Source organism: Hahella sp. NBU794 (assembly GCF_050749805.1).
Classification (GTDB): Bacteria; Pseudomonadota; Gammaproteobacteria; order Pseudomonadales; family Oleiphilaceae; genus Hahella.
On the sequence record NZ_CP192738.1, the window covers coordinates 628,550 to 651,875 of the forward strand.

Annotated in this window: 24 protein-coding genes; 11 read left to right on the forward strand and 13 right to left on the reverse strand. The window is 55.5% G+C overall.

Features of this window, described 5'->3' with window-relative positions; translation table 11 throughout:
* Window positions 1–23: 23 nt before the first annotated feature.
* Window positions 24–1,616 carry a peptide ABC transporter substrate-binding protein gene (locus tag ACQYWX_RS02825; protein WP_216738792.1) on the reverse strand — a complete coding sequence of 531 codons (1,593 nt, stop codon included), beginning with the start codon at window positions 1,614–1,616 and terminating at the stop codon, window positions 24–26.
* Between the two features lie 429 nt (window positions 1,617–2,045).
* Here ACQYWX_RS02825 and ACQYWX_RS02830 point away from each other — a divergent pair, with 429 nt between their 5' ends.
* The gene (locus ACQYWX_RS02830; RefSeq protein WP_216738791.1) at window positions 2,046–2,795 is read left to right on the forward strand and encodes a spermidine synthase; all 750 of its coding nucleotides are present in this window, start codon (window positions 2,046–2,048) and stop codon (window positions 2,793–2,795) included.
* Window positions 2,796–2,964: 169 nt separating this feature from the next.
* On the opposite strand, the gene ACQYWX_RS02835 is transcribed toward ACQYWX_RS02830, so the two are convergent.
* Complete coding sequence (locus ACQYWX_RS02835; RefSeq protein WP_431687812.1) at window positions 2,965–4,347, reverse strand: pyridoxal phosphate-dependent decarboxylase family protein; 1,383 nt, start codon at window positions 4,345–4,347, stop codon at window positions 2,965–2,967.
* 99 nt (window positions 4,348–4,446) lie between these two features.
* On the opposite strand from ACQYWX_RS02835, the gene ACQYWX_RS02840 reads away from it, so the two are divergent.
* Window positions 4,447–5,859, forward strand: a complete 1,413-nt coding sequence (locus ACQYWX_RS02840; RefSeq protein ID WP_431687813.1) for a PLP-dependent aminotransferase family protein — start codon at window positions 4,447–4,449, stop codon at window positions 5,857–5,859.
* Window positions 5,860–5,862: 3 nt separating this feature from the next.
* Here the strand turns inward: ACQYWX_RS02840 and ACQYWX_RS02845 are convergent, their stop codons facing one another.
* Window positions 5,863–6,648: a substrate-binding periplasmic protein gene (locus tag ACQYWX_RS02845; RefSeq protein WP_279503929.1), complete on the reverse strand. Its 786-nt coding sequence runs from the start codon at window positions 6,646–6,648 to the stop codon at window positions 5,863–5,865.
* 211 nt (window positions 6,649–6,859) lie between these two features.
* Here ACQYWX_RS02845 and ACQYWX_RS02850 point away from each other — a divergent pair, with 211 nt between their 5' ends.
* Window positions 6,860–7,708 (forward strand): substrate-binding periplasmic protein, encoded by an 849-nt coding sequence (locus ACQYWX_RS02850; RefSeq protein WP_431687814.1) that lies wholly within the window; start codon window positions 6,860–6,862, stop codon window positions 7,706–7,708.
* A 22-nt stretch (window positions 7,709–7,730) separates the two neighbouring features.
* Here ACQYWX_RS02850 and ACQYWX_RS02855 read toward each other — a convergent pair whose 3' ends face one another.
* The 5 genes from ACQYWX_RS02855 to ytfE form a co-directional block, all read right to left on the reverse strand.
* Window positions 7,731–8,063, reverse strand: coding sequence for a hypothetical protein (locus tag ACQYWX_RS02855; protein ID WP_279503932.1), 333 nt, complete (start codon window positions 8,061–8,063; stop codon window positions 7,731–7,733).
* A 56-nt stretch (window positions 8,064–8,119) separates the two neighbouring features.
* Complete coding sequence (locus ACQYWX_RS02860) at window positions 8,120–8,836, reverse strand: hypothetical protein (protein ID WP_431687815.1); 717 nt, start codon at window positions 8,834–8,836, stop codon at window positions 8,120–8,122.
* Window positions 8,833–9,186, reverse strand: a complete 354-nt coding sequence (locus ACQYWX_RS02865; RefSeq protein ID WP_431687816.1) for a winged helix-turn-helix transcriptional regulator — start codon at window positions 9,184–9,186, stop codon at window positions 8,833–8,835. Before ACQYWX_RS02865 ends, ACQYWX_RS02860 begins: the two co-directional genes overlap by 4 nt.
* A gap of 116 nt (window positions 9,187–9,302) precedes the next feature.
* Window positions 9,303–11,573, reverse strand: a complete 2,271-nt coding sequence (locus ACQYWX_RS02870; RefSeq protein ID WP_431687817.1) for a nitric-oxide reductase large subunit — start codon at window positions 11,571–11,573, stop codon at window positions 9,303–9,305.
* The gene (ytfE, locus tag ACQYWX_RS02875) at window positions 11,566–12,234 is read right to left on the reverse strand and encodes an iron-sulfur cluster repair protein YtfE (RefSeq protein WP_431687818.1); all 669 of its coding nucleotides are present in this window, start codon (window positions 12,232–12,234) and stop codon (window positions 11,566–11,568) included. The genes ACQYWX_RS02870 and ytfE overlap by 8 nt, the downstream gene beginning before the upstream one ends.
* Before the next feature lie 155 nt (window positions 12,235–12,389).
* Here ytfE and norR point away from each other — a divergent pair, with 155 nt between their 5' ends.
* From norR to ACQYWX_RS02900, 5 genes are all read left to right on the forward strand, one after another.
* The gene (gene norR, locus ACQYWX_RS02880; RefSeq protein WP_431687819.1) at window positions 12,390–13,919 is read left to right on the forward strand and encodes a nitric oxide reductase transcriptional regulator NorR; all 1,530 of its coding nucleotides are present in this window, start codon (window positions 12,390–12,392) and stop codon (window positions 13,917–13,919) included.
* A 168-nt stretch (window positions 13,920–14,087) separates the two neighbouring features.
* A complete protein-coding gene (locus ACQYWX_RS02885) occupies window positions 14,088–14,927 on the forward strand; it encodes an AraC family transcriptional regulator (RefSeq protein ID WP_431687820.1) in 840 nt (279 codons plus the stop codon).
* Between the two features lie 91 nt (window positions 14,928–15,018).
* A complete protein-coding gene (locus ACQYWX_RS02890) occupies window positions 15,019–15,522 on the forward strand; it encodes a hypothetical protein (protein ID WP_431687821.1) in 504 nt (167 codons plus the stop codon).
* Window positions 15,523–15,539: 17 nt separating this feature from the next.
* Window positions 15,540–15,944 (forward strand): hypothetical protein, encoded by a 405-nt coding sequence (locus tag ACQYWX_RS02895; RefSeq protein WP_279503947.1) that lies wholly within the window; start codon window positions 15,540–15,542, stop codon window positions 15,942–15,944.
* A gap of 54 nt (window positions 15,945–15,998) precedes the next feature.
* Window positions 15,999–16,475, forward strand: a complete 477-nt coding sequence (locus ACQYWX_RS02900) for a hypothetical protein (protein ID WP_431687822.1) — start codon at window positions 15,999–16,001, stop codon at window positions 16,473–16,475.
* Window positions 16,476–16,503: 28 nt separating this feature from the next.
* Here the strand turns inward: ACQYWX_RS02900 and ACQYWX_RS02905 are convergent, their stop codons facing one another.
* Entirely contained in the window at window positions 16,504–17,232 is a 729-nt protein-coding gene (locus ACQYWX_RS02905; RefSeq protein WP_216738776.1) for a substrate-binding periplasmic protein, read from the reverse strand.
* 252 nt (window positions 17,233–17,484) lie between these two features.
* Between ACQYWX_RS02905 and ACQYWX_RS02910 the strand changes: the two genes are divergently transcribed.
* Together ACQYWX_RS02910 and ACQYWX_RS02915 are read left to right on the forward strand one after the other, a co-directional pair.
* Window positions 17,485–18,252 carry an SDR family NAD(P)-dependent oxidoreductase gene (locus ACQYWX_RS02910; protein ID WP_279503952.1) on the forward strand — a complete coding sequence of 256 codons (768 nt, stop codon included), beginning with the start codon at window positions 17,485–17,487 and terminating at the stop codon, window positions 18,250–18,252.
* A 98-nt stretch (window positions 18,253–18,350) separates the two neighbouring features.
* Window positions 18,351–19,328 carry a D-2-hydroxyacid dehydrogenase family protein gene (locus ACQYWX_RS02915; RefSeq protein ID WP_431687823.1) on the forward strand — a complete coding sequence of 326 codons (978 nt, stop codon included), beginning with the start codon at window positions 18,351–18,353 and terminating at the stop codon, window positions 19,326–19,328.
* A 10-nt stretch (window positions 19,329–19,338) separates the two neighbouring features.
* Here ACQYWX_RS02915 and ACQYWX_RS02920 read toward each other — a convergent pair whose 3' ends face one another.
* Window positions 19,339–19,791 (reverse strand): DUF6795 domain-containing protein, encoded by a 453-nt coding sequence (locus ACQYWX_RS02920; protein WP_431687824.1) that lies wholly within the window; start codon window positions 19,789–19,791, stop codon window positions 19,339–19,341.
* A gap of 135 nt (window positions 19,792–19,926) precedes the next feature.
* Here ACQYWX_RS02920 and ACQYWX_RS02925 point away from each other — a divergent pair, with 135 nt between their 5' ends.
* Window positions 19,927–20,676, forward strand: coding sequence for a hypothetical protein (locus ACQYWX_RS02925; RefSeq protein ID WP_431687825.1), 750 nt, complete (start codon window positions 19,927–19,929; stop codon window positions 20,674–20,676).
* Between the two features lie 32 nt (window positions 20,677–20,708).
* Here the strand turns inward: ACQYWX_RS02925 and ACQYWX_RS02930 are convergent, their stop codons facing one another.
* The 3 genes from ACQYWX_RS02930 to ACQYWX_RS02940 form a co-directional block, all read right to left on the reverse strand.
* Window positions 20,709–21,347 (reverse strand): alanyl-tRNA editing protein, encoded by a 639-nt coding sequence (locus tag ACQYWX_RS02930; protein WP_431687826.1) that lies wholly within the window; start codon window positions 21,345–21,347, stop codon window positions 20,709–20,711.
* A 79-nt stretch (window positions 21,348–21,426) separates the two neighbouring features.
* The gene (locus ACQYWX_RS02935) at window positions 21,427–21,777 is read right to left on the reverse strand and encodes an ATP-grasp domain-containing protein (RefSeq protein WP_431687827.1); all 351 of its coding nucleotides are present in this window, start codon (window positions 21,775–21,777) and stop codon (window positions 21,427–21,429) included.
* A 124-nt stretch (window positions 21,778–21,901) separates the two neighbouring features.
* On the reverse strand, window positions 21,902–23,278 hold the full coding sequence (locus ACQYWX_RS02940) for an aldehyde dehydrogenase family protein (protein ID WP_431687828.1): 1,377 nt from the start codon (window positions 23,276–23,278) through the stop codon (window positions 21,902–21,904).
* Between the last annotated feature and the right edge of the window lie 48 nt (window positions 23,279–23,326).

Sequence of the window (23,326 nt, forward strand, 5' to 3'; positions counted from 1 at the left end):
GCCTCCGCGAAAAGGTTTAGCGATTAATTCTCGATACTTAACCAGCGAGTGCGGTGCGTATCGTTGATAGCGTCTTTCCAGCCTTTGATTTTGGTGGAGACCAGATTCTTGGACACGTAGTAGTAGATAGGAATGATAGGAGCGTCTTCCATGGCGATCGCTTCTGCTTTGCCCATGATCTGCGCGCGTTTCTTCAGGTCAGACTCAAGGTAAGCGTCTTCCATCAGCTTATCGTACTCAGGATTGTCGTAGTTACCGTAGTTCAACGATTTGGAGGTGCTCTCCAGCAGGAACAGGAAGTTTTGCGGATCGTTGTAGTCAGCCACCCAGCCAGCGCGAGCGACTTCGAAGTTGCCTTGCTTCAGTTCAGCGTAGTGAACTTTAACTTCGCTGTTGAACAGTTCAGTTTCAACGCCGATCTTCTTCCACATTTGCGCAACAGCGATAGCGATACGCTTGTGGTTGTCGTCAGTGTTGTAGCGCAATTGCACTTTCAAATGTTTGTCGTCGCCGTAACCCGCTTCTTTCATCAGCTCTTTGGCTTTAGTGATGCGGTCCGCCATCGGCATGCTTTTCCAGGTGACGTAAGAAGGCTCTTTGTAGTTGCTGGTGCCAGGGGGAACCATGCTGTAGGCAGGCAGCTCGCCGGTTTTCAGCACTTTGTCCATGATGATTTCACGGTCGATAGCCATGGACAGGGCCTGACGAATGCGCTTGTCAGTGAACGGCGCGCGCTTGGTGTTGATCGGATAGTAGTAAGTGCCGAGGTAAGGCGCGATCTTGGTTTCCTCTGGCATGTTTTGACGCAGCCAATCGATCTGGCCGGAAGGAAATTTGTAGATGCAGTCGATCTCGCCGGCGCGCATACGCTTGATCAGCGCCGCAGCGTCTTCCTGTGGATAGAAAATGACGTTGTCGATTTTCACGTTCGCCGCGTCCCAGAACAGTTCGTTCTTGGTCACTTTGACGTGGGTGTTAGGCAGCCATTCCACCAGCTTGTAGGGGCCGTTGGTGGCGATATGTTCTTTCTTGGTCCAGTCCTTACCGTATTTTTCAACGATATGCTTGGGCACAGGGAAAGCGGTGTAGTGGGTCAGCATGCTGATCAGGAAAGGCGCAGGTCCTTTCAGCGTGATTTCCAGGGTTTTGTCGTCCAGCGCGTGTACGCCCAGGTCTTCAGGCTTGGCTTTGCCGGTGTTCAGCTCTTCGCCGTTTTTGATGATATACAGCAGTGAAGCGTATTCCGCCGCCGTTTCCGGCAACAGGATCCGGCGCATGGCGTATTCAAAATCCTGTGCGGTAACAGGTTGGCCATCGCTCCATTTGTGGTCGCGGATTTTAAATGTGTAAACCAGTCCGTCGTCGCTAACGGTCCAGCTCTCTGCGGCGCCGGGGATGGCGTTGCCTTCAGGGTCTTCGGTCGTCAGGCCCATAAAAAGATCCCCAGCGATGCGGTTCTCCCAGTCACCGCTGAGGAAATGAGGGTCCAGTGACGCCGGCTCACCCTGGTTGCCGATTCTTAGTGTTGTGTCAGCTTGGGCGATGGGCGCTCCCAGCAGAGAAAGTGTCAGCGTTAAGGCGGAAAATATTTTCCCTGTGCGAGATTTAAAACTCATAAAATCCTCTCGTCTTAATGTTGATGTCCTCAATGGTTTTATTGTTTTTTCCATAGCGGACTGGTTACGAGGCTGACCCGTTTTCAGAGCGCACGAGGCCTCTGTGATGGTACAGCATCAGTTTTAAGTTATTGTTAATTACGCATCATGCCAGTCATTGGACAACGAGTGTGGAGAGAGGCGCTAACTTGGTCAATCGAAATGCCGTATACCTATATGTACTTTTTGTATATCTACGTATTGATGTGGGGCGCCGACCATGCTGGGCGTATCAAAACGGGGCGAAAGAGGGTATATGGCCATAACGCTTAATTTAAGTTCCCATTAAGGCGATAGTGTCCGGGGCGCCGACTACTGTTTTTTGTCCCCGGCGCAATTTACACTTTGCGCGATTTTTTAAGACGAAGATGACGCCCTGGCGTACTTTTTATGGCGATTCCCGGTAGAGAAATATTTCGCACCTATGACGAATTCGGGTGCATTCAGGTGTTTGACGACGGCCAGAAACGCTATCTGGGATTCGGCTCGAACGATGAACAAAGCTGTCTGCTGAAAGACAACCCCTCTTTGCTGGCGCACGGCTATACCCGCGCCATGCTGTTGTGTCTATTGCTGCATGAGCCGAGGCGGGCTGTCATGTTGGGCTTGGGCGGCGGCAGCCTGATCAACTGTCTGTATCATCGGCTTCCTGACCTGCAGTTGCAGGCGGTGGAGCTGCGGGCGGAAGTGATGCGGGTGGCGCAGCGCTTTTTCCAGTTGCCGCGGGACGAACGGGTTCAGGTTACCATTGCTGACTTTGCGTCCTATTTGGAGACGGCCCCGGCGCATTCCGCAGACCTGCTTCTGTGCGACGTATTTACCGGAGAGGGATTGGACGGCCGCCTGCTGCAACCGGACTTTCTTGAGCAGAGCGACCGCCTGTTGAGCGACGATGGCTGGCTGGTGATGAACTGCTGGGTGGATCATCGCCTGGAAAAAGTCATGCTGGCGGAGTTGGGGCGGCGCTTTCGCAGTGTCTATCTATGCGCCACCCAGGAAGGCAACTGGATTATCCTGGCGGGCAAGCCCGCTGTGGAGTTCACCGAAAAACAGCTGACCGCCGCTGCGAAAAAGCTGTCGCCGCAGCTGGGCTTCTCCCTGGCGCCCTTCATCAAACGCATGACCCGATATCAGGCCTAGGGAACCTCTGAAAAACGTTGGCGAGGCCGCCAGTGCAAGGAAAAAGTCGCTGAAAAAGCGCAGTTTATCGTGAATAAATGAGCATTTTGAGACGACTTTTGACGCAGCAATGGCAACGCAGGTAGTTTTTCAGAGGTTCCCTTGGGCCTGTTGGCGCTCCGGACGCTGATTATCGCTGGGCGTTTCTCTCCAGCAAGGCGCAGACATGATCAACATCGTCCCGCGTGGTGCGCCAGTTGCTGAATGCCGCCCGAATGGCGCTGCGTCCCCGCCATTGGCCCGGCGTCATAAAGACTTCCCCGGTGGCGTTGAGTCGCTGCAGGAAAGGGGCGACTTCTGCGTCATCTATTCCTTGAGGACGAAACACCACCACATTGAGTTTGGCCGGCTTGAGCAATTCGTAGTCAGGTGACTGTTCCAGCCATTGAGCCAGGCGTTCAGCCTGCGAACAATTGTCTTTAACTATCTGACGGATGCCTGCCTTGCCGTAAGCTAACAGGCTGATCCACAAGGGCAGAGCGCGAAAACGGCGCGAGTTCTCGATTCCCAGATTCATGAACGACGGCGTGACGCTGTTTACCGCCAGATAAGGCGCGGGCACTTCCAGGCAGGTCTGTAACACTGACATATGACGACAGAAGAAGATGCCGCAATCATAAGGCGTATTCAGCCATTTGTGCGCATCGGAGGTGATGGAGTCGGCGCGCTCCAGCCCCCTGGTCCAACCGCGTCGATCTTCCAGCAAGCGGGAGAACAAGCCGAAAGCGCCGTCCACATGCAGCCAGGCTCCGTGTTGCTCACACAGGTCGGCGATGGCTTCAAGGTCGTCAAAATCCGTACCTGTCACCGTTCCGGCGCTGGAGAGTACGATTTTCCCCACACAGTCGCTGCTCTCCAGAGCAATACGCAAGGCGTCCACATCCATAGCTTCACTGTCGGCGAGCCGCGCTACCTGAACCAGGCGCTTGCGCCCCAATCCGGCGATCGCCATGCCTTTTAGAGCGCTGGCGTGAGGCGTAGCGGAGAACACTTCCACCGCAACGCCGGATAACCCGTCAGCGGCGATATCCACGCCTTGTCTTTGGCCTGCGAACTGACGACCGCAGAGAATCCCCAATAGATTGGATGCGGTGGCGCCGGTGGTCAGGCAACCGGAAAAACTGTCCGGTAGATCGCAAAGGTCGAGCAGCCACTCAATGGTTTGAACTTCCAGCGCAGAGGCGATGGAGTCTCCCGGGGTGGACAGGTTCTGATCCACCGCTGCTGCGATCCAGTCTCCCAGCAGCGCGGCTGGAGTCACTCCACCGGTAACGAAGCCCCAATATCTGGGGCCTATGGCGGCGGCAAGATGGGGGCTGACCTCCTTGATGAAGCGCGCCACGGCTGCCTCCGCGCCCTCACCAAGCTCCGGCGCGGCTAATGCGGGGGGAGTGATGTCGGCGGTCATGGCCGCAGGACGATCGTCGGCGGAACGGATGAAGTCCAGGCACCATTGGCGAACGTCAGTGGTCAATCTGTCCAGGTCGTGAAAATCGTCGTGTAGCTGCGACATGGCGGCGCTCCTGAGTAAGGTTGCTAAATATGCATTGCATTATCGGAGCAGGAGTGAAAGCATAACAGTGACAATTCACTTCCATAAAAAGAGTACAATTTGCCTGCGTTATATCAAACCCTGGCGGAAAGCCTGATGCAAGATATCCATAGCGGTCGCCTGCAACCCGGGGAGCGCCTGCCCTCGGTGCGGCGCTTCAGCCGTCAGCGTGAGGTCAGCCTGACAACGGCGCTGCAGTGCTACCGCCAGTTGGAGGCGGAGGGCTTTGTCCAGGCGCGGCCGCAATCTGGTTTTTACGTCAGGCATAAAGAAAAGCTTCCTGCGGGACCGGAATTGCCGGTGTTCACGGGGCGCGCTGCGCGGGTCGCCAACATTGGTGCGATCGAAGAAGTGCAGGCTGTGTCCAGCCGTCGGGATTTTGCGCCTTTCGGGGTTTCCCTGTTAGCGCCTTCGCTGGTTCCTTCCGACATGCTGCAGCGCAGCCTGATCCGCGCTTCCCGGCGCCTGGGCGAGCGTTTGTTTCATTACGGTCCCGCGCAAGGCGACGTGGGGTTGCGGGAGGCGCTGGCGCGGCATTTCAAAGACGATGGCATGGCGTTCTCGCCGGATGATCTGATGATCTGCAATGGCGGCATGGATGCGGTGAGTTTGGGACTACAGTTGTGTACGCAACCTGGAGAAACGGTGGCGGTGTTGACCCCCTGTTTCAGTGGACTGTTGCAGGTGATAGAAAGTCTCGGACGCAAGGTGCTGGAGATTCCGTTGCATTACCGGGGCATTTACCCGGAGCGTTTGCGCGCAGCAATGGCGCGGCCGGATGTGAAGGCCTGCCTGTTGAGCGCCAATAACCATAACCCGCTTGGGTTTACGCTGTCGGCGCAGGAAAAAAAGGACATCGCCGCCTGGGCGGCGGCGCACCAATGCCCGGTGATTGAAGATGATATCTTCGGTGAGTGCGGCTATGGCCGCCAGCGACCGCTGCCCATTAAATCCTGGGATGACGAGGGCTGGGTATTTTGGTGCGGCTCCGTATCGAAAACGCTGACGCCGGCGTATCGCCTGGGCTGGTGCGCGCCGGGTAAATGGCGACAGGCTGCATTGCAGCACCGCCGGGCGCTCACGATCAGCATCAACCTGCCTTTGCAGGCGGCCTTGGCGGACTTCATGCACTGCGGCGAATATCGCAGCCACTTGCGCAAGTTGCGCTTGAGTCTGGCGCAACAGGTGGACGCCATGAGCCGGGCCATATTGCAGTCTTTTCCTGCCGGCTCCACCGTCACGGAGCCGGAGGGCGGGTATGTGCTATGGGTGACTCTGCCGCCGCAATGCGATGGCTGGCGAGTGTTTCAGCGGGCGGCGCAGGAAGGCCTGAGTATTTCCCCGGGGACGGTTTTTTCCATTACAGAACGCTATCGTCACTGCATCCGATTGAACGCGGGCTGGCCGTTTGATGAAAAGGCGCAGACGGCGGTGCGCAGGCTGGGGGAAATCTGCCGGGAGGCAGTGAGGTAGCGCCTATTTTTTCTGAATGAAGTCGCCCATGCGGGACTTTTCAAACAGCGACTCCAGGCGTCCGCTTGCGCGCATCTTCTTCAAGCCGCGATTGAACGCCTCGATTAACTCATTGGCGTCGGGAGTGCGACGGGACATCAAAAGATAGTGCTTCTCCTCGGACAACGGCTTCAAATGGCTGGTGACCATGCGGTCGACGCCGGGGGCGAATTCGCTGGATAAGATGAAGTAACCCACTTCGACATCTTCCGGCACCACATCCACCCGGTGTTTGAACATCATTTTGAAGCTGCTGACGATGTCGCTGGCGTAGTCGTGGGCAATTTCCTCATTACGCACCATGTCCATGAATTTGTCGTTGTAGTTGTAACCCAGGGTCAGTCCGAAACGGTATTTTTTCAGGTCGCTGAAATCTTTCCAGTCAAACTCGGCGTTGCGCAGATGAAAAAATACATACTGGGTGCTGGAGATCGGGTCGCTATAGATGAAGTACTGGGTGCGCTCTTCGCGATAGGCCCACAGGATGGAGCCGTCCCACTCGCCGTCCTGTGCGCTCTGCAGGGCGCGCTTCCAGGGCAGGAAGGTGAATTTGACTTCGTAACCTTCACTGGCGAAGGCCTCTTTGACGATCAGCGATACGACGCCATCGTACTTGAGTTCCTGAGAGACATAGGGCGGCCATTCGCCATTGGTGAGGCGGACGACGCGTTTGGCGTCGGCGGCGTGAGCGAAGGATATCAGGCTCAAAGCCCACCCAAGAAGCAAGAAGCGCCAGAGACAGGTATTCATGGTTAGACGGCCGCGCAAGTGAAAAACATATCCTGCGAAAGACTTTGAGTCTTTCCCGTTATGTCATCATGACAATCCGCTAATAGATTAAGTGTATGCGAATTGTCCCAGTTCGCAAACGCAAGCACGGAACGCAATGGCGGACAGCGACCGAGACTATACTCAATAAAGCGTCGCCCGGTGCGGCTCAATTGTTATCTAAGGAACCCTGATGAGGCGCCTGACGGAAAGACTATTATTTACCCTTGCTCTCATCGCCATGATTGACGGCGCGATGGCGAAAGAAAAGGTTTTGCTGGTGACCCAGGATTTTCCTCCATTGCAGGTGATGACGGGGCATGGCGAGTACACTGGCTTCGTGATCGACTTTATGAAGGAAGTGATGGCGGAGGTCGCCAAAGAAAACGACATTGAGAGCAGCATTATGTTCGCGCCCTGGAAGCGGGCGATGCTGTTGGCGGAGAGTCAGCCGAACGTCGTCTTCTTTTCCCTGTCGCGCACCCCTGAGAGGGAGACAAAATTCCACTGGTTGGGCTGGGTGGCGCCTTACGACGTGTATCTCTATAAACTCAGCTCTCGGGAAGATATTCAAGCGAAGGGCTGGGAGGATATCCTTGGTAAGGGCTACAGCATCAGCGTGCAAAGCGGCAGTAACTTTGAAGAGCTGCTGAAACGCAAGGGCATTGGTTTCCCGCCGGACAATACGATGGTGGAGACGGTGGTGCATAACTCGCAGAACATCATGCGCGAGTATCGCGGCTTTACAGATCTCATGATGCAGGTCGAAGTCAGCTTTCCGATTCGTCTGAAAGAGGTGAATCTCAACCCGTCCAACTTCGAGAAACTGTTCAGAATCGAAGAACTGTCTGGACGCTTGTGGGCGGTGGTGAGTCCGAAAACGTCTGACGCCGTCAAACAGGCGTTGCAGAAAAGCTTTGATCGTTTGAAAGCGGCGGGACGGGATAAAGAACTGATGCGCCGCTACTTCGTGGAGCCGCCGGCGGACGCGCTATTGGAAGTGGAAAGAACGGTGGAGGGCGGCTCCGCTTGGCCAGGGTGAGACGGCAGTCAGATTGAGCCGGTCAGGATATGCGGACGCTGGCGACCACGCCCTCGCAGCGCAGAGAGCCCAGAGTGGAGCTGGAGGTGTAGATAAAGAAGCTGCCGCCATCCACATCAATCGCCGCCACTTCTATGGAGAACTGTTCGGACATGCGGTTCGCCTCGCTCAGCGCGTCATTCCCAGACTTCAGAAACACAGTAGCGCCGCTTTCAAGGCCTGCAATGTCGCCTTCCAGCGGCGCAGGATCATCGCAACCTGAATTGACGGCGATGTGGAACTGAGCGTCACACCCGCCTAACCAGGGCGATACGCATAGAGTCGCCAAAGCGACCCAGCTTATAAGTTTGTACATGAGCGGCCTCTATCCCATGAACTTCATCCGAGTATACGCCTTTGTGGCGGATGACGTCAGGACCTGGCTGCGCGCCGGCGGCTTTCCCATATGGATAAGGTATCCAGGAGGGTGCGGGCGCAGGCGGCGGGGTTGGCCTGGAGCAGAAAGTGAGGGCCCTGGATGCGCACCAGACGGTTGTCTGGGAAATGCTGTTGGATTTCCAGCGCTTTGCCTGGCGACACTAAATAATCGTCGGTGGCTTGCAGGTAGATAGAGGGCGAAGAGACCGGCTCGTGACGCCAGTGCAGGTGCTGCAGCGTCTCCAGGCGCGCCTTGAGCGTCGCCGTCGGTATAGAGCGCACTGCGGCAGTGAAATGTTGCAGGAAGTCATCGCCGACATCCGGGCCCAGCAACAGGCGTCGCTGCGTCCAACTGGAAAAAGGCAGACGCATCATTCCTTGCAGCGGCAGCCGTCGACCGACGCATACCGCCCAAGGACTGGGGATCGATAAAAACGTGGCGACGAAGATGACGCCTTGCAGGCCCGGGACGCCATCCGCCGCCAACAGCGCGCCGATAGGGCCGGAAAAGGACTCCGCCAGCAGATAGAAGTCGTCGTCAGGAAGCTGTTCGCGAACGTAAGCGGCCAGCGAGTCATAGTCCTGGGCGCCGGTCTGCGGCAGCGGAATAATCTGCGTCTCAATCTGAGGGATACACTCCAGAAATGGCGCAAACAAATCCCCGGTCCCGTCCATGCCTGGCAACATCACTAATTTGGGTTGTGACTTCATCGCTGATGCGCATCCTTGCTGGCGGCCATTATTTCGTCCTGCAGCTTTTCCAGATCGTCCAGAATGCGGATGAACTTGCGTCCGAATGGAGTGATTTCATATTCCACACGCGGCGGGATTTCCGGGTAGGCGATGCGTTTGATAATGCCGAAGCTCTGGTTTTTGCGCAGGCAGTCGTTAAGCACTTTGGTCGTCAGGCCATCCACCCGACGCACCATTTCACCGGGACGATTGACGCCGTTCGCCAGCAGACTGAAGACGGTCAGCGACCATTTGCAGCCATAAATGGTTTCCACCATACGGGCGCTTTCCAATGGAGGCGTTTTCAAGGGGACGGTATCTTCGGACATAGACTCGAAACCATAAACGGACGACGATGGCGTCAGGGCTGCAACGACCCCAGATAATAAACAAAAAGACCCGCAAACCTAAATAAGATTTCCGGGTCTTCCGTCATAGGAAGGGATTATTCCGCCACTGCGTCAGCCTGTAGCGATTCCCCTGATTCGCCGAACAAACCACGCACCACCTGCCAGCCCATGGCGAAAGCGCCGACGATAAAGATTACGTCGCCGAAAGTGCGCGCCCAGCGTAGAGTTTCCATGATGTCCTGTTGCATGAAAAGCTCGCTGCGCGCGTACCACAGACCCTGGCTGGCGCTGGCGTAGAATTGCAGCAGCCCGATTGGGGCCAGGCTGACGACGACCATCAACGCCAATCCTGCGTTCAGCCACCAGAAGCCGGTTTTCATCAAACGATCGCTAAAGACCATATGGGGACGGATATAACGCAGCACCAACAGAGTGAAGCCCAGGGCCAGGAAGCCGTAGACGCCAAACAGGGCCGAGTGAGCGTGTACGGGCGTGGTGTTCAATCCCTGGATGTAATACAGCGAAATCGGCGGGTTGATCAGGAAGCCGAACACGCCTGCTCCCAGCATGTTCCAGAAGGCGACGGCGACAAAGCACAGTAGCGGCCATTTCAGGTTTTCCATCCATGGGGCTCGTGCTTTTAAACGCCAGTTCTCCCAGGCTTCGTAGCCCAGCACGATCAAAGGAACCACTTCCAGCGCGCTGAAGGTGGCGCCGACAGCCATCACGGGCGTCGTGGTGCCAGCGAAGTAAAGATGGTGAAACGTTCCGGGAACGCCCCCAAGCATAAACAGTGACGCCGAAGCCAGGCTGGCGGTGGTCGCCATGGGCCGCGACACTAGTCCCATGGTGGAGAAAATAAACGCCAGCGCGGTTGTGGCGAATACTTCGAAGAAGCCTTCCACCCATAAGTGCACCACCCACCAGCGCCAGTATTCCATGATGGAAAGATGTGTGCGCTCGCCGTAGAAAAAGGCGGAGCCGTAAAACAGACCAATAGCGATCACGGACGCGGTCAACAACGCTAACAGGTTTTTATCGCCGGGACGTCGCAGGCCATTGACGATTCCCCGCAGCATCAATACCAGCCAGAACGCGACACCGAGGAATTTACCGATCTGCCAGAGCCGTCCCAGATCCACATACTCATACCCTTGATGGCCAAGCCAGAAATTCAGCTCTGGCGGCATAATCTGTGCGATGGCCAGCCAGTTGCCGACAAAGGAGCCAACCACCACCACGACTAGCGCCCAGAACAGGATGTCGACGCCCAGCTTCTGATATTTGGGGTCTTTGCCGCCGTTAATAATGGGCGCAAGAAACAAGCCTGCGGCAAGAAAGCCGGTGGCGATCCAGAACAGCGCGCTCTGAATATGCCAGGTGCGCACCAGCGAATAGGGAAACCATTGGGAGACATCAAGACCATAAAAGTGCTGACCTTCAACGGTGTAGTGGGCGGTGAAGCCGCCGACCAGCACTTGGAAGGCGAACAGGGCGACAATCAGGAACAGGTATTTGCCCAGCGCCAGTTGAGAAGGCGTCAGCGCGAAACGGGTCAGTGGATCTGATTGCGGCGCCACGGGCTCCGCTTCATCATGTTTATGCAGGAACGCCCAGCCCCAAATCAGCAGGCCGACGCCGGCGATCAGCAGGGCGACGCTGACAATGGACCACATGATGTTTTCAGCGGTGGGGCGGTTGTCTATCAAGGGCTCATGGGGCCAGTTGTTGGTGTAGGTGACGTCGCTGTCAGGTCTTTGCGTGGCGGCGGCCCAGGCGGTCCAGAAGAAAAAGGCGGCGAGTTTTTCTCTGCGTTGGGCGTCGGGCAGGGTATTTTCCTTCATGGCGTAACTTTCGCGAGTTCCCTGTAACTCCACTGCGTCGCTGAACAGGCGGCTGTAGTAATCTGAGATATCCGCCATGGCCTGAGCGCGTCGAGGGCTCACTGTCGCCGCTCCACTGTCTGTGTTGTAGGTGTTGGTGCGGTATTCGTTTTTCAGGCGATGGCGCAGGATGTTTTGCCGTTCGTCATCCAGGTCCGTGTAAGCCGCGCCGTAGACCTCCTGCGCCGCCAGCTCAAGCCAGCGCACCAGTTCACGGTGCAGCCAGTCTGCAGTCCAGTCCGGCGCCTGATAGGCGCCGTGCCCCCAGATTGAACCCAGTTGCATGCCGCCTACGGACTGCCAGGCGGTTTGCCCATCGAGAATATTTTCCTGGGTAAAAATGGTCTCGCCCGAAGTGGTGACATAACGCTCCGGAATCGGCGGCGCCTGCCGGTAAACCTCGCGGCCAAAGAAACCAAGCAAGCAGAAGGTGGCGCCCAGTACGGCGATGAGCAGCCACCAGAGTTTACGATAGTCAGACATGGGCGTTCTCCACGGCGTCGGCGAACAATATGTTGTTTTCTAGATGGATGTGCTGCATCAGGTCGTCACGCAGTTGGGCGAGGCCGGTGTATAGCGCGCGCCAAGTGTTGCAGGCGCCTTTGGGTGGCGTGATGTTGTTGGTCAACGCCTCCAGATGCGCTAGTGCGTCGCCGTGCTGATCATGCTCCATGCGCATGACGGAAATAGGGCCTTGCGCCTGCATGCCGCTCATTCCCGCCAGCAGTATGGGAAATAGAATGTTCTCCTCTTTCATCATGTGGCTTTCCAACTCCTGGAGCATTTCCGTCAGGTGCTGGGCGAGTCCATTGGGACATTCCTCTCGCTCCCCGTGAACATGCTCCACGCGGCGAGCGAGGTGTATCAGCTCCGGAAGCTGTTCGCGATGGCGGGCGTGGTAGCGGGTGAGGATATGGTCGATCAGTTCAGGACGGCCGGCCTGGCTCCAAGTGTCCGCAGGCTCTTCCTGCAGGGCGTTGAGCCGTTGCAGCACAAGGTCCGGCTCTACTTCTTTTTCAGCCAGCGCATCACGTAACTTCTTCGCGCCTCCGCAACAAAAATCCAGTTGGTATTCACGAAAGAGGCGGGTGGAGCCGGGGAGGTTGCGAGCGATCCAGCCGACGGGGCGATCCAGTAAGGTCATGGCGGGTTTCCTTTGATAGTGATTAACTCGCCATAGCCATCGCAACCTTTGTGCCATTGATTATGTTATTGATATTTATAGAGTAAAAATTACATATGGTGTTTTTTACCCAAATCGAATAGGGTGATAAAAACCCTTTTAAGGTGATTAATACCATGATTGAAGCCAGTCTATTGGCGGACCTGGTGACGGAGCTGCCCCATGCGGTGCGTTATCAGCGCTTAATGAACGCCATGCGGGAATATTTCCACTGCGGCGCGGTGGCGCTATTACGGCTTGATGGCGACAGTCTGCGGCCGCTGGCGGCGGAGGGGCTGGTGGTGGAAACCCTGGGACGCCGTTTTATTATCGCAAAGCATCCCCGGCTTGCGGCGATTCTGGCCAGTCGACGGCCAGTGTGTTTCCCCTGCGATTCGAGCTTGCCCGATCCTTACGACGGTCTGCTGGAGAGCTGTGTCGGCGAGCCTTTGCCCGTACATGACTGTATGGGCGTGAGCCTCTATGTGGATGGCATCCTGTGGGGAGCGGTGACCCTGGATGCGTTGCAGGAAGGCACTTTTGACGCCCTGGCGCAGCAGGATCTGGCGCGTTTTACGCTGATCATCGAAGCGTCGGTAAGAGTGACCCGACTGGAGCAGGAGCGCCGAAATCTGGCGCTGATGCGGCAGGATGGCGATCGGCGGGGCGTAGCGCAGGAGGAAGGCGAGATCATTGGCTCCAGCGACAGCATCCGAAACCTGCTGCGGGAACTGGACGTGGTGGCGGACTCAGAACTACCGGTGTTGCTGATGGGGGAAACAGGGGTGGGTAAAGAGCTGTTTGCGCGGCGGCTGCACAGTCGCTCGCCGCGTCGGGAACGGCCGTTGATCCACGTGAATTGCGCGGCGCTGCCGGAATCGCTGGTGGAGAGTGAATTGTTCGGTCATAGCAAAGGCGCCTTTTCGGGGGCTTCGGCGGATCGCGCAGGTCGTTTTGAGGCGGCGCAAGGCGGAGTGATCTTTCTGGATGAAGTGGGAGAGCTGCCGCTCAGCGTGCAGGCGAAGTTGTTGCGGACGCTGCAGAACGGCGAGATTCAACGCCTGGGTGAGGACAAACCCAGGCAGGTGGATGTGCGGGTCATCGCCGCGACCAACCGACAGTTGAAAGACAGCGTTCGCGCCGGCGACTTTCGGGCGGATCTGTATCACCGCCTGTCCGTCTATCCTGTATGGATTCCACCGTTGCGCGAGCGGGGCTCAGACGTGCTGGTGCTGGCGGGGCACTTCTTGGAACTTAACCGCTCCCGCCTGGGCGTACGCAGTCTGCGGCTGTCGCGTGCGGCGGAGCAGGCGCTGTGCGCATACTCCTGGCCGGGTAATGTGCGGGAGTTGGAACATGTCATCAGTCGCGCGGCGCTTAAGGCGATCAGTCGGGGCGCTAATAGAAATGACATTGTGACGCTGGATGCGGCGTTACTGGACCTGGATTATGGCGACGCGGTGTCGGCGCCCAGAAAAAGCGCACCATCAGAAAGCCTGAGTTATCCGCGTGTCCGCTCCCTGCGCGCTGCCGTAGAGGACTGTCAGCGCGAAGTTATCCGCGAGTCGGTGAATCGTCACGATGGCTCCTGGGCCGCCGCCGCTCGTGAGTTGGAGGTGGATTCGAGCAATCTGCATAAAATGGCCAAGAAACTGGGGCTGAAGTGAGCCTGTTTTTGGCGGCGCTTTTGCTGGTTAAGCCCAGACTGCCGCCGTCAGCGATAGTCAGCAAGATCAATCAGGCGAATCTGCGCATGCGCTGCCACACTGCTCTCCGTTGAGGCGAATATGGCGAATGAGACGACTGTAAGCACATATCAAAAACGGCTGCGGCGCGTGCTGGCATACATTGATCAGCATTTGTTGGATGACTTGAGCGTCGAACAGCTGAGTCAGGTCGCTCACTTCTCCAAATTTCATTTCCACCGGCAGTTTTCTGCGAGCATGGGGATGGGCGTATACAAGTATGTGCAATGGCGACGGCTGAAAAAAGCCGCTCATGAGCTGGCTTATCGCAGTCGTTACAGCGTGACGGATATTGCGTTGAATACCGGGTTTGACAGCCTGGAAGCCTTTTCCCGAGCCTTTAAGAAAGCATGTGGGCAAACGCCTTCCCAATTTCGGCGACAACCGCGGTGGGAGCCTTGGCGAGATCATGATGAATTTCTTTTCAAAGCAAGGGCGGACATTATGCAGACGGATAACTCGAACTATTCAGTCAATATCCTGGAACAGGAGGCCATTCCTGTTGCGGCGCTGGAACATCACGGCGCTCCAGAGCGTCTCGGCGAGTCCATCCGACGCTTTATTGAATGGCGTAAAGCCAACAAACGGCCTCCCTCAGTCAGCGCCACTTATAACATTCTGTACAACGATCCTGAGTCTACGCCAGCGGAGGCGTTCCGCATGGACTTGTGCGCAGGCGTCAACTCAGCGGTTGAGGAAAATCCGTACGGCGTCATTGCTAAAACAATCCCGGCGGGACGTTATGCCGTGCTGCGTCATATCGGCCCCGACGCCGGCATGCGGGCGGTTTTCCACTTCTTATATGGCGAGTGGCTGCCTGGGAGTGGGGAAACATTGCGCGACACCCCTTGCTTCCTTCAGCGCGTGACAATGTATCCAGACGTTCCTGAACATGAAGCGATCATCGATATCTATTTGCCATTGGTTTGATCAGCGGCGCGCGCCGCCAAAAAGGTTCTTCTTCGGCCCAAATCCAGCAATAATGCGAGCCAACGTTGAGAACCAGTAATGAGAGATAAAGATGTTGCGTATTTTGGGGATTCTATTATTGCTGTCGCTGACCAGTTGCGGTTTTGTGGAAGGCGTTGATGACGCCAAGGCCGCCGCCGCAACCTTTTTTGACGACAGAATCAAGGAGGGCGGACCCGGAGCGGACCGCTTCTACTCGCCGCACTTTATCGATTCCGTGGACCCTGAAGAGTGGGAGAGCATTCGTCGGTTGGTGCAAAAGGCCAATGGCGACTTGCGTAGCTACTCCCTTGATACATGGCGCGCGCAGGACAAAGTGCAGACAAATGGGTTGTCCGGTATGTTTGTGACGCTCACCTACAAGACGACCTATACAAACGGGGAGGGCGTAGAGACGCTGATTTTGTTCAGCAATGACGAAAACCCGGAATATAAGGTGCTGTACCATCACTATAACAGTGAGTCGATCGACCGACTCGTCAAGCAAGGAATTGATGAGGTCGCCAGTAAGCCGGAAGCGATCAAACCCATCGCCGTCAAAGGCGCTGACAAGTAGCTGGGTGCGGCGCTCACATGAAATTGACGGCGAAACTGGCCGAGTGGCGTCTGGGGTGGAAACTTTATTTTTGCCTATGCGCGTTGATTGCAGTCGTGTTTGCGGTGATTGTCACGCAAGCGTCTTTTGGCTGGCATGATTATGTGGATTTAGCGTTTTTCTACATCAACTTACTGGCGATTTATGGCTACGCCTTTCACAAAAGAATCGGGCGCGCCGGGTTCTGGAAATGCCTGTTATGGGTTTACCCTGTCTGGTCGCTGTTATATCTGTTTGTTTTGCCATTTGGATATGACTTCCCGCAGATGGGCATGCGGGCTCACGCTAACTGGACAATGATATTCCCGTTGGGCGTTACCGCCGTCAGCTCCCGCTGTATTTATAACTATGGATTTAAGTCGCAGGGCTTATGGCGGCGTTAATTCAATTCGTCAACCATATCGTGAAATGAGAATGGAATAATTGAGGATCAACGAATGAGCGACTTGTATGCGCCGCCCAAAAGCGAAGTGTCGGAAGGCGAAATGGCGATTAAAGAGCCAATCGTCATATGGAAAATATTCTTTGTGGTTTATGTGTTGTTGAATCTGTTCGCGGCGCCATTTTTGATTATGTCCTTCATTGGCGCAGACTATTTGGAGATAGAGCTTAACGCTGGCGCGCTGGACTATCTGGACTGGCTGATACAATGCGCCATGATGGTTGGGCTGTTTGGGTACGCATTTTCCAGGCGTATCGGCGGAAGGGCCCTATGGAGAGCGGCCTTGCCTGCATATGTCGTCTGGTATGTGTCATACGCTTTTATCCTGCCGTTTGGCTTCGGCGTGCTTCCATACAATGAGCCGCCTACTTTGGACTGGACGATGGCGATTGACCCGCTGTTTACTCTAGCGGTAGCGCAGGCATTATATCTATACGGCTTTTCATCGGATCACCTTTGGCGAGAGCGCTGAACTGGTGGTTCAAGCCTGTTAAGAGACGCTACTCAATGGGATACTCTCTGCCGTATTTCTCATAAAGCGGCAGGAGCTGATGGGTTTCAATGAGGTAAGAGACGCCTTCGTTATATTTCTCGCGTAGATATTCGCCACGTTCGTTTTTGGCGAAGGTCATGTACAAGAAGACCCGGGTTACCGGCTCAGTGCGAAACTGGGTTTTATCCACCAGAATATTGCTGAAAGTAATGTTGGTCTGGCGCAGGTTGTCGAAGTAGTAGTCCGCCCGCTTCAAATAGACTTTGGATAGCGCGCTTTCCCGGGAGTTCAGATCTTCTCCCTGTAGATACTGCTTCACCTTGTCGTCGATATAATCCGTATAACCGCGAATCCATACACCGTTTTTCCCCTCCAGCGACGCGACTCCTTTCCATTCGCCAAAGTGCTCCGGCAGAAAAGTGACCGCTTCAGTGATAACGGAAATAGGGTAGAGCGCTTGCGGGTACTCGTCAGTAGGATCGAGGCCGCCGTACATGTCGGCGTGTCCGTCTTTCACCATCAGCTCGGCCCGCTTCCACGGCACGATAATCTGATTTACCTCGATATTCACATGTTTGAAGGCGGCGAAAATGACTTCGTTGTACAGTCCTGTTCCGTCTTTTTCCACGCTGCCTTCCCACTCTGGAGTGGCCCAGGTCACGCGTTCCGGCCCCTCCGCACAGGCGAGGTGGCTGATTAAGCTGGTGAGAATAAGTAATGCGAGTGGTTTGAGCATCTTGCGTCCAATCAGATAATGCCCGGGATATCCGGCGGAATAATAGTACAAGCCAGGTCCAATGCGAAGGAGGAGATGCGCTATCTGTATGTCCCTAACTGGCGTTGTCGCGCAATAATATTTTTTTCTTGTCTGGAATCAACTATCTATACCGATAAGTGCCTACCTGACCAATTTGTGCTTACTTTTTTGACTCTCTCTGGAAGCCTACTCTGGGGCCTGTTTCGAATGACTTTAGAGAGGTGAGACATCATGAAATTGGTAAAAGGTTCCTGGGCGTTGATCGTGGGCGGCTCCAGTGGAATGGGGTTGGAAATTGCGCGCCGGATGGCGACGGCGGGGGTGAATATCATGCTGGTTGGCAAGCGTCGGGAAAAACTGCAGCTGGCTGGCGACGCATTGCGGGACGTTGCGGAAATCAGGACGTTTAGCGTGGATCTTTATGACGACGAGCAAGTCACTGGTTTGATAGCTCAACTGAATGATCTGGGGGAGCCCATTCGCTATTTGGTCAACGCCGCCGGGTATTTCAACCCCAAGCCGTTCCTGCAGCATACGCCAGCGGATTATGACGCCTACCTGGGGTTGAATAAGGCGCTGTTCTTTATCTCCCAGGCGGTCGCTGCGAACATGCGCAAACACGGCGGCGGCGCTGTGCTGAACATTGGGTCCATGTGGGCGAAGCAGGCGGTTAAAGCCACGCCGTCCTCCGCCTACTCCATGGCGAAGGCGGGCTTGCACGCGCTGACTCAGCATATGGCGATGGAGCTGGCGGATGATGGCGTTCGCGTCAACGCCATCGCGCCGGCAGTGGTGAAAACGCCGATCTATGAAGCCTTTATCGCCCCTGAAGAGGTCGATGAGACCTTGGCGACGTTAAACGCATTCCACCCTATTGGTCGGATTGGCGACGTTGGGGATGTGGCGAACGCGGCGATATTTCTGCTGTCAGATCAGGCGGACTGGGTGACCGGCGCGATTTGGGACGTAGACGGCGGCGTGATGGCGGGGCGCAATTAGCCCGCCTCATGCAGGGCTCGCTCGCTGCGTGGTCGGCGAGAGCCCTGCTATACTGCCGCGCCATATCTCTTAATACGATATGCAGGAGTAGCCGTGTAATGGATGAGATGATGAATAGGAGACTGCGCTGTGCGGTGTTGGACGACTATCAGAACGTGGCTAAGACCTATGCGGATTGGAGTGCGCTGGAAACGCGCATAGATCTTCAGGTGCTCAACCGCCATCTTGGCAGTGAAGATGAGGTCGCTGCCAAGATGGCGGACTTCGATATTATTGTCATCATGCGTGAAAGGACCCCCTTTGCCGCCACGTTATTGAATCGGTTGCCGAGGTTGAAGCTGCTGGTGACCTCCGGCCCCCGCAATGCCGCCATTGATCTTGCCGCCGCTGCCGCTAATGGCGTGACGGTTTGCGGCACCCAGGCCTCGAAAGCGCCGCCGACAGAACTTACCTGGGCGTTGATACTGGGGCTGGCGCGCCACATAGCGTTAGAAGACGCTACATTCAAAGCCAACGGTCCATGGCAAAACACGGTTGGCGTTGATCTCGCAGGGAAAACGCTCGGCTTGCTGGGGTTTGGTCATATTGGCCAGAAAGTGGCGATGATTGGTCAGGCGTTTGGCATGAACGTCGTCGCCTGGAGCGCCAACCTCACTGCGACACTGACCCGCTCAATGGGCGTGACGCTTGCAGATTCGAAAGATGCTCTGCTGGCGTGCAGCGATATTGTCTCCATTCATCTGGTGTTAGGAGATCGCAGCCGGGGGCTGATTGATGCGGAGGCGTTGTTGCGGATGAAAAAGTCAGCGCTGTTGATAAATACTTCCCGCGCTCAAATCGTCGACCAGACGGCGCTGGTGGAAGCGCTGCAGCAGAAGCGCATCGCCGGGGCGGGATTGGATGTATTTGAACAGGAGCCGCTGCCGGAAGGACATGTCCTGCGCACGCTGCCAAATGTGCTGGCGACCCCCCACCTGGGCTATGTCACAGAGAATAACTATCGCACTTACTACACTCAGATCGTCGAGGCGATTCAGGCTTATCTGGACGGCGCGCCGATTCGGGTGATGGGTTGATCCGCAGCGGTCAGCGCCACTCGCAGTTACTTTCAATGCTGGCTGCGCCCAGATGCACGTATCTTCGCTTCCGCGTCAGTTCGCAGGTAAAGCGCAGGGGGCGTCCCGCCAGCTCGTCATTGGGCTCTGAGCCGATTTTGATCGTGCTCCAGATCAGGTGTTCAGTGCCGTTTACATCGACGTAAATGGTTTGCGCCGCACGGAACGGGATCGGCAACAGCGTCGCCAGTAAAGAAATTTTATATAGAGCGGGCAGGCGGAAGCTCCCATCCTGAGCGGTGCGTACACTGTCGGAGGATTTTTGACGCCATTCGACCCAGCGGGTCACTGTGGCGCCTGATACAGGTTCGCCAGCGTAGGTAATCACGCCGTAAACTTCTGAAAATAGGCATACTTTGCCGATCATATCCAAGACTCCCATGTCTTGCGCAGACATCATGGCTAGCGTAGAGAATGATAGCATGTTTCCCTGTAAAGGTTATGTAAGGGGTTAATTTTAATATATATTTCATGCTGGCCTCCCAATAGGCGATAGCGCTCGGCGCAGGCCAGGGAGATGCATGCCTCAACAGAATCGGGACAGAACGGAGAGTGAAGAATGATTTTCAGGAGAGATGGATATAGGGATATCAAAAAAATTCTCGCCCTGGGGGCGATGCTTGCGCTAGGCGCATGCGCCCATCAGAGCGCCAAGCCTCCCATACAGAAAAACCTGAGCCAGGCGTATGCTGATGCGGTCAGGGATGCTGAAATAGTAGAGCCGAATGAGATATCCAAAAACCTGACGGCGATTACGCCGCTGAATCCCGCTCTGGAATGGAGTGGCGACCGGCAAAAAGTGTTGGTGACGACATGGACATCCTGGGACGGCTACGACAACTCAGTGGGCCAGACGCAGGCTCTGTCCAGAGAAGTATGGGTGACGGTGGTTCCTGAAGTGAAAAACTTCTGTCGCACTCGTTATAAGTTTCCAGAACAGACCATTTTGCGACTGGAGCAATTACTGGGTTTGCCGCCAGGGGATAATAAAACCAAGTTCGTGGAAATGTGGGTGAGTCCGTCAGATTTGTTCCGCCCCTCTCCAGATCCAGAAATCAGCGACCATGAAGCGGAGCTGGACTTCCCTGTTTCCGATCGGTTTGTCACTGTCAGCAAAGAGCACAAGGAATGGTTCAAAAATCTGCGCAAAACGTCGTACGGCGAAAACGGTTATCCCTGGACCCGGTTGGGTTACACCTATGACTGGGGCAACCCAGAGTCGGAAGTGGGATTGAGCGAGTTTGTCATACGCGCCGGAGCCAATGTCAAAGTGCACAGTGTGACCAAGACGATCAAATACTGCGAATAACCAGGAACAGCGGCTCCGGGCGCGCCCGGAGCTTAGCTCAGGTAAATCTCCACGCGCTCTTTGCCCTTGCCGACATTCTTGCGTTTCATAGAGATGCGTCCGACTTCGCCAGTACGGGTCAGATGCGTACCGCCGCAAGGGACTTCTGCAAACCCCTCCACCCGCCAGTAGCGTCTTTCCGCGTCTGCGTCACTGAACGCGCTGATGATGTCGCGGTTTTCGTCGATGAGACGCTGCGCGTCGGCGTCGATGTCCGGCAACAGAGGAGAAATGCTTTGAGGCCAGGAAAAGTCGATACGCGCCTTTTCCTCGGCGATATGCGCGCCAACTTTATCCACGCCGCCCAGCTTGCGATAGAACAGTTCGAGCACCAGCTCGGCTGCAAAGTGCAGCCGCATAAGGCGATACCGTCTTTCCCAGTCAATGGTGATTTCCACTGGGTCGCCAACCTGCAGCGCATGATCTTGCGGCAGCTCGTAAAAAATTTCCTGCTCTTCCTTGCGCGCGCTGATCACTCTGAAGCCGCCAATGGTCCCATGATCGCTTTCCTGACCGCCGGAAAATGCGTAAAAGATAGTTTCCTCAACCGTTACTGCCGCGCCCTGGACGCCAGTGACGTAAGTGCTGAGAGTCGTGAGATAGGGGTCTTCCCAGAATATTTTTCTTGTCATACTTCTGCCTGAAAAAGTCCTTTAAACAGATACGCGGAATCTTCGCCAACCATTGCAGCGTTTGCAAGAGGGGAGGCGCTCAATGATCAGCCTGACTATTGCTTTTGACCTGCTCCAGGATATTGCGCCAAAGCTGTAGTGGGGGAATGCTGGCGTAACCAGATTCCTGGGCGTCGTTGCATTCGATGATGATCCAATGCCCTTGCCGGGTTTTGGCTATGTCGATAACCAGAAAGGGGACCTTCAAGCGCTCCGCGGCTTCCTGAGCGAGCTGTAAGCCCTGCTTCAGGTCGGGGGCGCTGTAATCCGAGGGCCAATACCTGCCATAGCCAACGCACTCACCATGCCACCAGAATGACCTGTACTCCTGAGAGGGACTTATTTTTCCCGGAATACCGCCAGAGACGGGCAGAGCTCCACAGGTGTACAAATGAAGTTTCCAAATTATCGGCGCTATCGCAAAGTGACAATAGGGTGTAAAGGCGCGACGGCTCAGCCGCCGCTTGATTTTATAATCTGAACACCCCTGAAACGAAAAGAAGTTATCTATCAGGCTAAGCCATACGCAAATAGTAAGATTTGGCTTGGGTGAGTTGCGTGTAGGCAAGTTCCGATAACAGTGAGCCGCATCCGGATTGCTTAACGCCCCCCCAAGCCAGGGTGGGGTCAATTTGAGTGCTTTGATTCATCAGCACTGCGCCAGTCTGCAGTTGCTCCCCAATTGCCTGGGCGCGGGCGGCGTCCTGGGTCCAAAGTGAGGCCCTCAATCCATAGAGGCTGTCGTTCATGTAGTGGATGGCTTCAGCGTCATCCTTCACCTTCATGACGCCCATAACTGGACCGAATGTTTCACTTGTCATCAACGCCATGGAATGATCGACATTCGTTAACACTTGTGGCGGCAAGTAGGCGGGGCCGAGGCTTGCGTCAGAGTAGTGAGTGTGCTCAATGCAAGGCGTTGCGCCCTGGGCGATAGCCGCGTCCAGTTGTGTTTTGACCTCCATGGCTTTTTGCTGGTTCGCCATTGGCCCTAATGTTGTGGAGGGGTCCATCGGGTTCGCCAGTTTGTAGCGTTTAACTTCTGCAACCAGGGCGTCTAATATTTCATCATAGATGTCCTCGTGAGCGTAAATCCGGTTAATGGCGCGATTGGATTGCCCACAATTGAATAGTGCGCCATTAGCGATACCGGTGGCGCATATACGCAATGACGCATCGGAGAAAACATAAGCAGGATTGTTGCCGCCTAACTCTAGGGTTAGCTTTTTGAATGTTCCAGCGGCGGCGCGTTCAATGGCGACGCCTTTCGCACTGGAGCCCATAAAAGAGACATGGCTTATTCGGTGGTCGCTGATCAAGCGTAATGTATCTGCGTCGTTGACGTGCAAATGCTGAAATACGCCGTCTGGGAGCCCTGCCTCAAAAAAAATGTGAGAGAACCGCTCCGCACACAATAACGTCTGTATGGAATGTTTGAGAATAACGCAGTTGCCGGCCATGAGCGCAGGAATAATCGCATTGGCCGCGGCCAGGTATGGGTGATTCCAGGGGGCGACACACAATACTATGCCCAGAGGCTCGCGTCTCATATAACGGCGAAAGCCGGTTTTTGGTTGCGTTATTAGGTCTTCAAGATATCTTTCGGCGATATCAATCATGTACTCAGCGCAGACTTCCGCTTCATTGATTTCCTGAGGCGTCTCTCGCACGGGACGGCCCATCAAGAGTGTAATCTCTGGAGCGATCTCCTGTGCTTGCGCCGCCAGTGTGGCAATGGCGAGACGGCAGTAGCGTGCGCGCTCTGCGATGGAGACTGTGCGCCAGATTCTTTGGGCGGTGAGTGCGCGTTCGAGCGCTGCGTGGATTTGCGTGTCCGTGGCTGGTTCCCTTTCCGCCACTAATGATCCGTCAATGGGTGAAATGATTCTCATGGTAGTTGCTTCCCTATGCTTGTCGTCGCAATAAATTTCCCTCTGCTC

Excerpts from the sequence above, each read along its gene's own strand:
- ACQYWX_RS02920 (WP_431687824.1), bottom strand. The coding sequence starts at position 19,791 with ATGCTATCATTCTCTACGCTAGCCATGATGTCTGCGCAAGACATGGGA.
- ACQYWX_RS02910 (WP_279503952.1), top strand. The coding sequence starts at position 17,485 with ATGAAATTGGTAAAAGGTTCCTGGGCGTTGATCGTGGGCGGCTCCAGT.
- ACQYWX_RS02930 (WP_431687826.1), bottom strand. The coding sequence starts at position 21,347 with ATGACAAGAAAAATATTCTGGGAAGACCCCTATCTCACGACTCTCAGC.
- ACQYWX_RS02830 (WP_216738791.1), top strand. The coding sequence starts at position 2,046 with ATGGCGATTCCCGGTAGAGAAATATTTCGCACCTATGACGAATTCGGG.
- ACQYWX_RS02870 (WP_431687817.1), bottom strand. The coding sequence starts at position 11,573 with ATGTCTGACTATCGTAAACTCTGGTGGCTGCTCATCGCCGTACTGGGC.
- ytfE (WP_431687818.1), bottom strand. The coding sequence starts at position 12,234 with ATGACCTTACTGGATCGCCCCGTCGGCTGGATCGCTCGCAACCTCCCC.
- ACQYWX_RS02825 (WP_216738792.1), bottom strand. The coding sequence starts at position 1,616 with ATGAGTTTTAAATCTCGCACAGGGAAAATATTTTCCGCCTTAACGCTG.
- ACQYWX_RS02895 (WP_279503947.1), top strand. The coding sequence starts at position 15,540 with ATGAAATTGACGGCGAAACTGGCCGAGTGGCGTCTGGGGTGGAAACTT.
- ACQYWX_RS02860 (WP_431687815.1), bottom strand. The coding sequence starts at position 8,836 with ATGAAGTCACAACCCAAATTAGTGATGTTGCCAGGCATGGACGGGACC.
- ACQYWX_RS02850 (WP_431687814.1), top strand. The coding sequence starts at position 6,860 with ATGAGGCGCCTGACGGAAAGACTATTATTTACCCTTGCTCTCATCGCC.
- ACQYWX_RS02940 (WP_431687828.1), bottom strand. The coding sequence starts at position 23,278 with ATGAGAATCATTTCACCCATTGACGGATCATTAGTGGCGGAAAGGGAA.
- norR (WP_431687819.1), top strand. The coding sequence starts at position 12,390 with ATGATTGAAGCCAGTCTATTGGCGGACCTGGTGACGGAGCTGCCCCAT.
- ACQYWX_RS02915 (WP_431687823.1), top strand. The coding sequence starts at position 18,351 with ATGGATGAGATGATGAATAGGAGACTGCGCTGTGCGGTGTTGGACGAC.
- ACQYWX_RS02855 (WP_279503932.1), bottom strand. The coding sequence starts at position 8,063 with ATGTACAAACTTATAAGCTGGGTCGCTTTGGCGACTCTATGCGTATCG.
- ACQYWX_RS02900 (WP_431687822.1), top strand. The coding sequence starts at position 15,999 with ATGAGCGACTTGTATGCGCCGCCCAAAAGCGAAGTGTCGGAAGGCGAA.
- ACQYWX_RS02905 (WP_216738776.1), bottom strand. The coding sequence starts at position 17,232 with ATGCTCAAACCACTCGCATTACTTATTCTCACCAGCTTAATCAGCCAC.
- ACQYWX_RS02865 (WP_431687816.1), bottom strand. The coding sequence starts at position 9,186 with ATGTCCGAAGATACCGTCCCCTTGAAAACGCCTCCATTGGAAAGCGCC.
- ACQYWX_RS02845 (WP_279503929.1), bottom strand. The coding sequence starts at position 6,648 with ATGAATACCTGTCTCTGGCGCTTCTTGCTTCTTGGGTGGGCTTTGAGC.
- ACQYWX_RS02835 (WP_431687812.1), bottom strand. The coding sequence starts at position 4,347 with ATGTCGCAGCTACACGACGATTTTCACGACCTGGACAGATTGACCACT.
- ACQYWX_RS02890 (WP_431687821.1), top strand. The coding sequence starts at position 15,019 with ATGTTGCGTATTTTGGGGATTCTATTATTGCTGTCGCTGACCAGTTGC.
- ACQYWX_RS02925 (WP_431687825.1), top strand. The coding sequence starts at position 19,927 with ATGATTTTCAGGAGAGATGGATATAGGGATATCAAAAAAATTCTCGCC.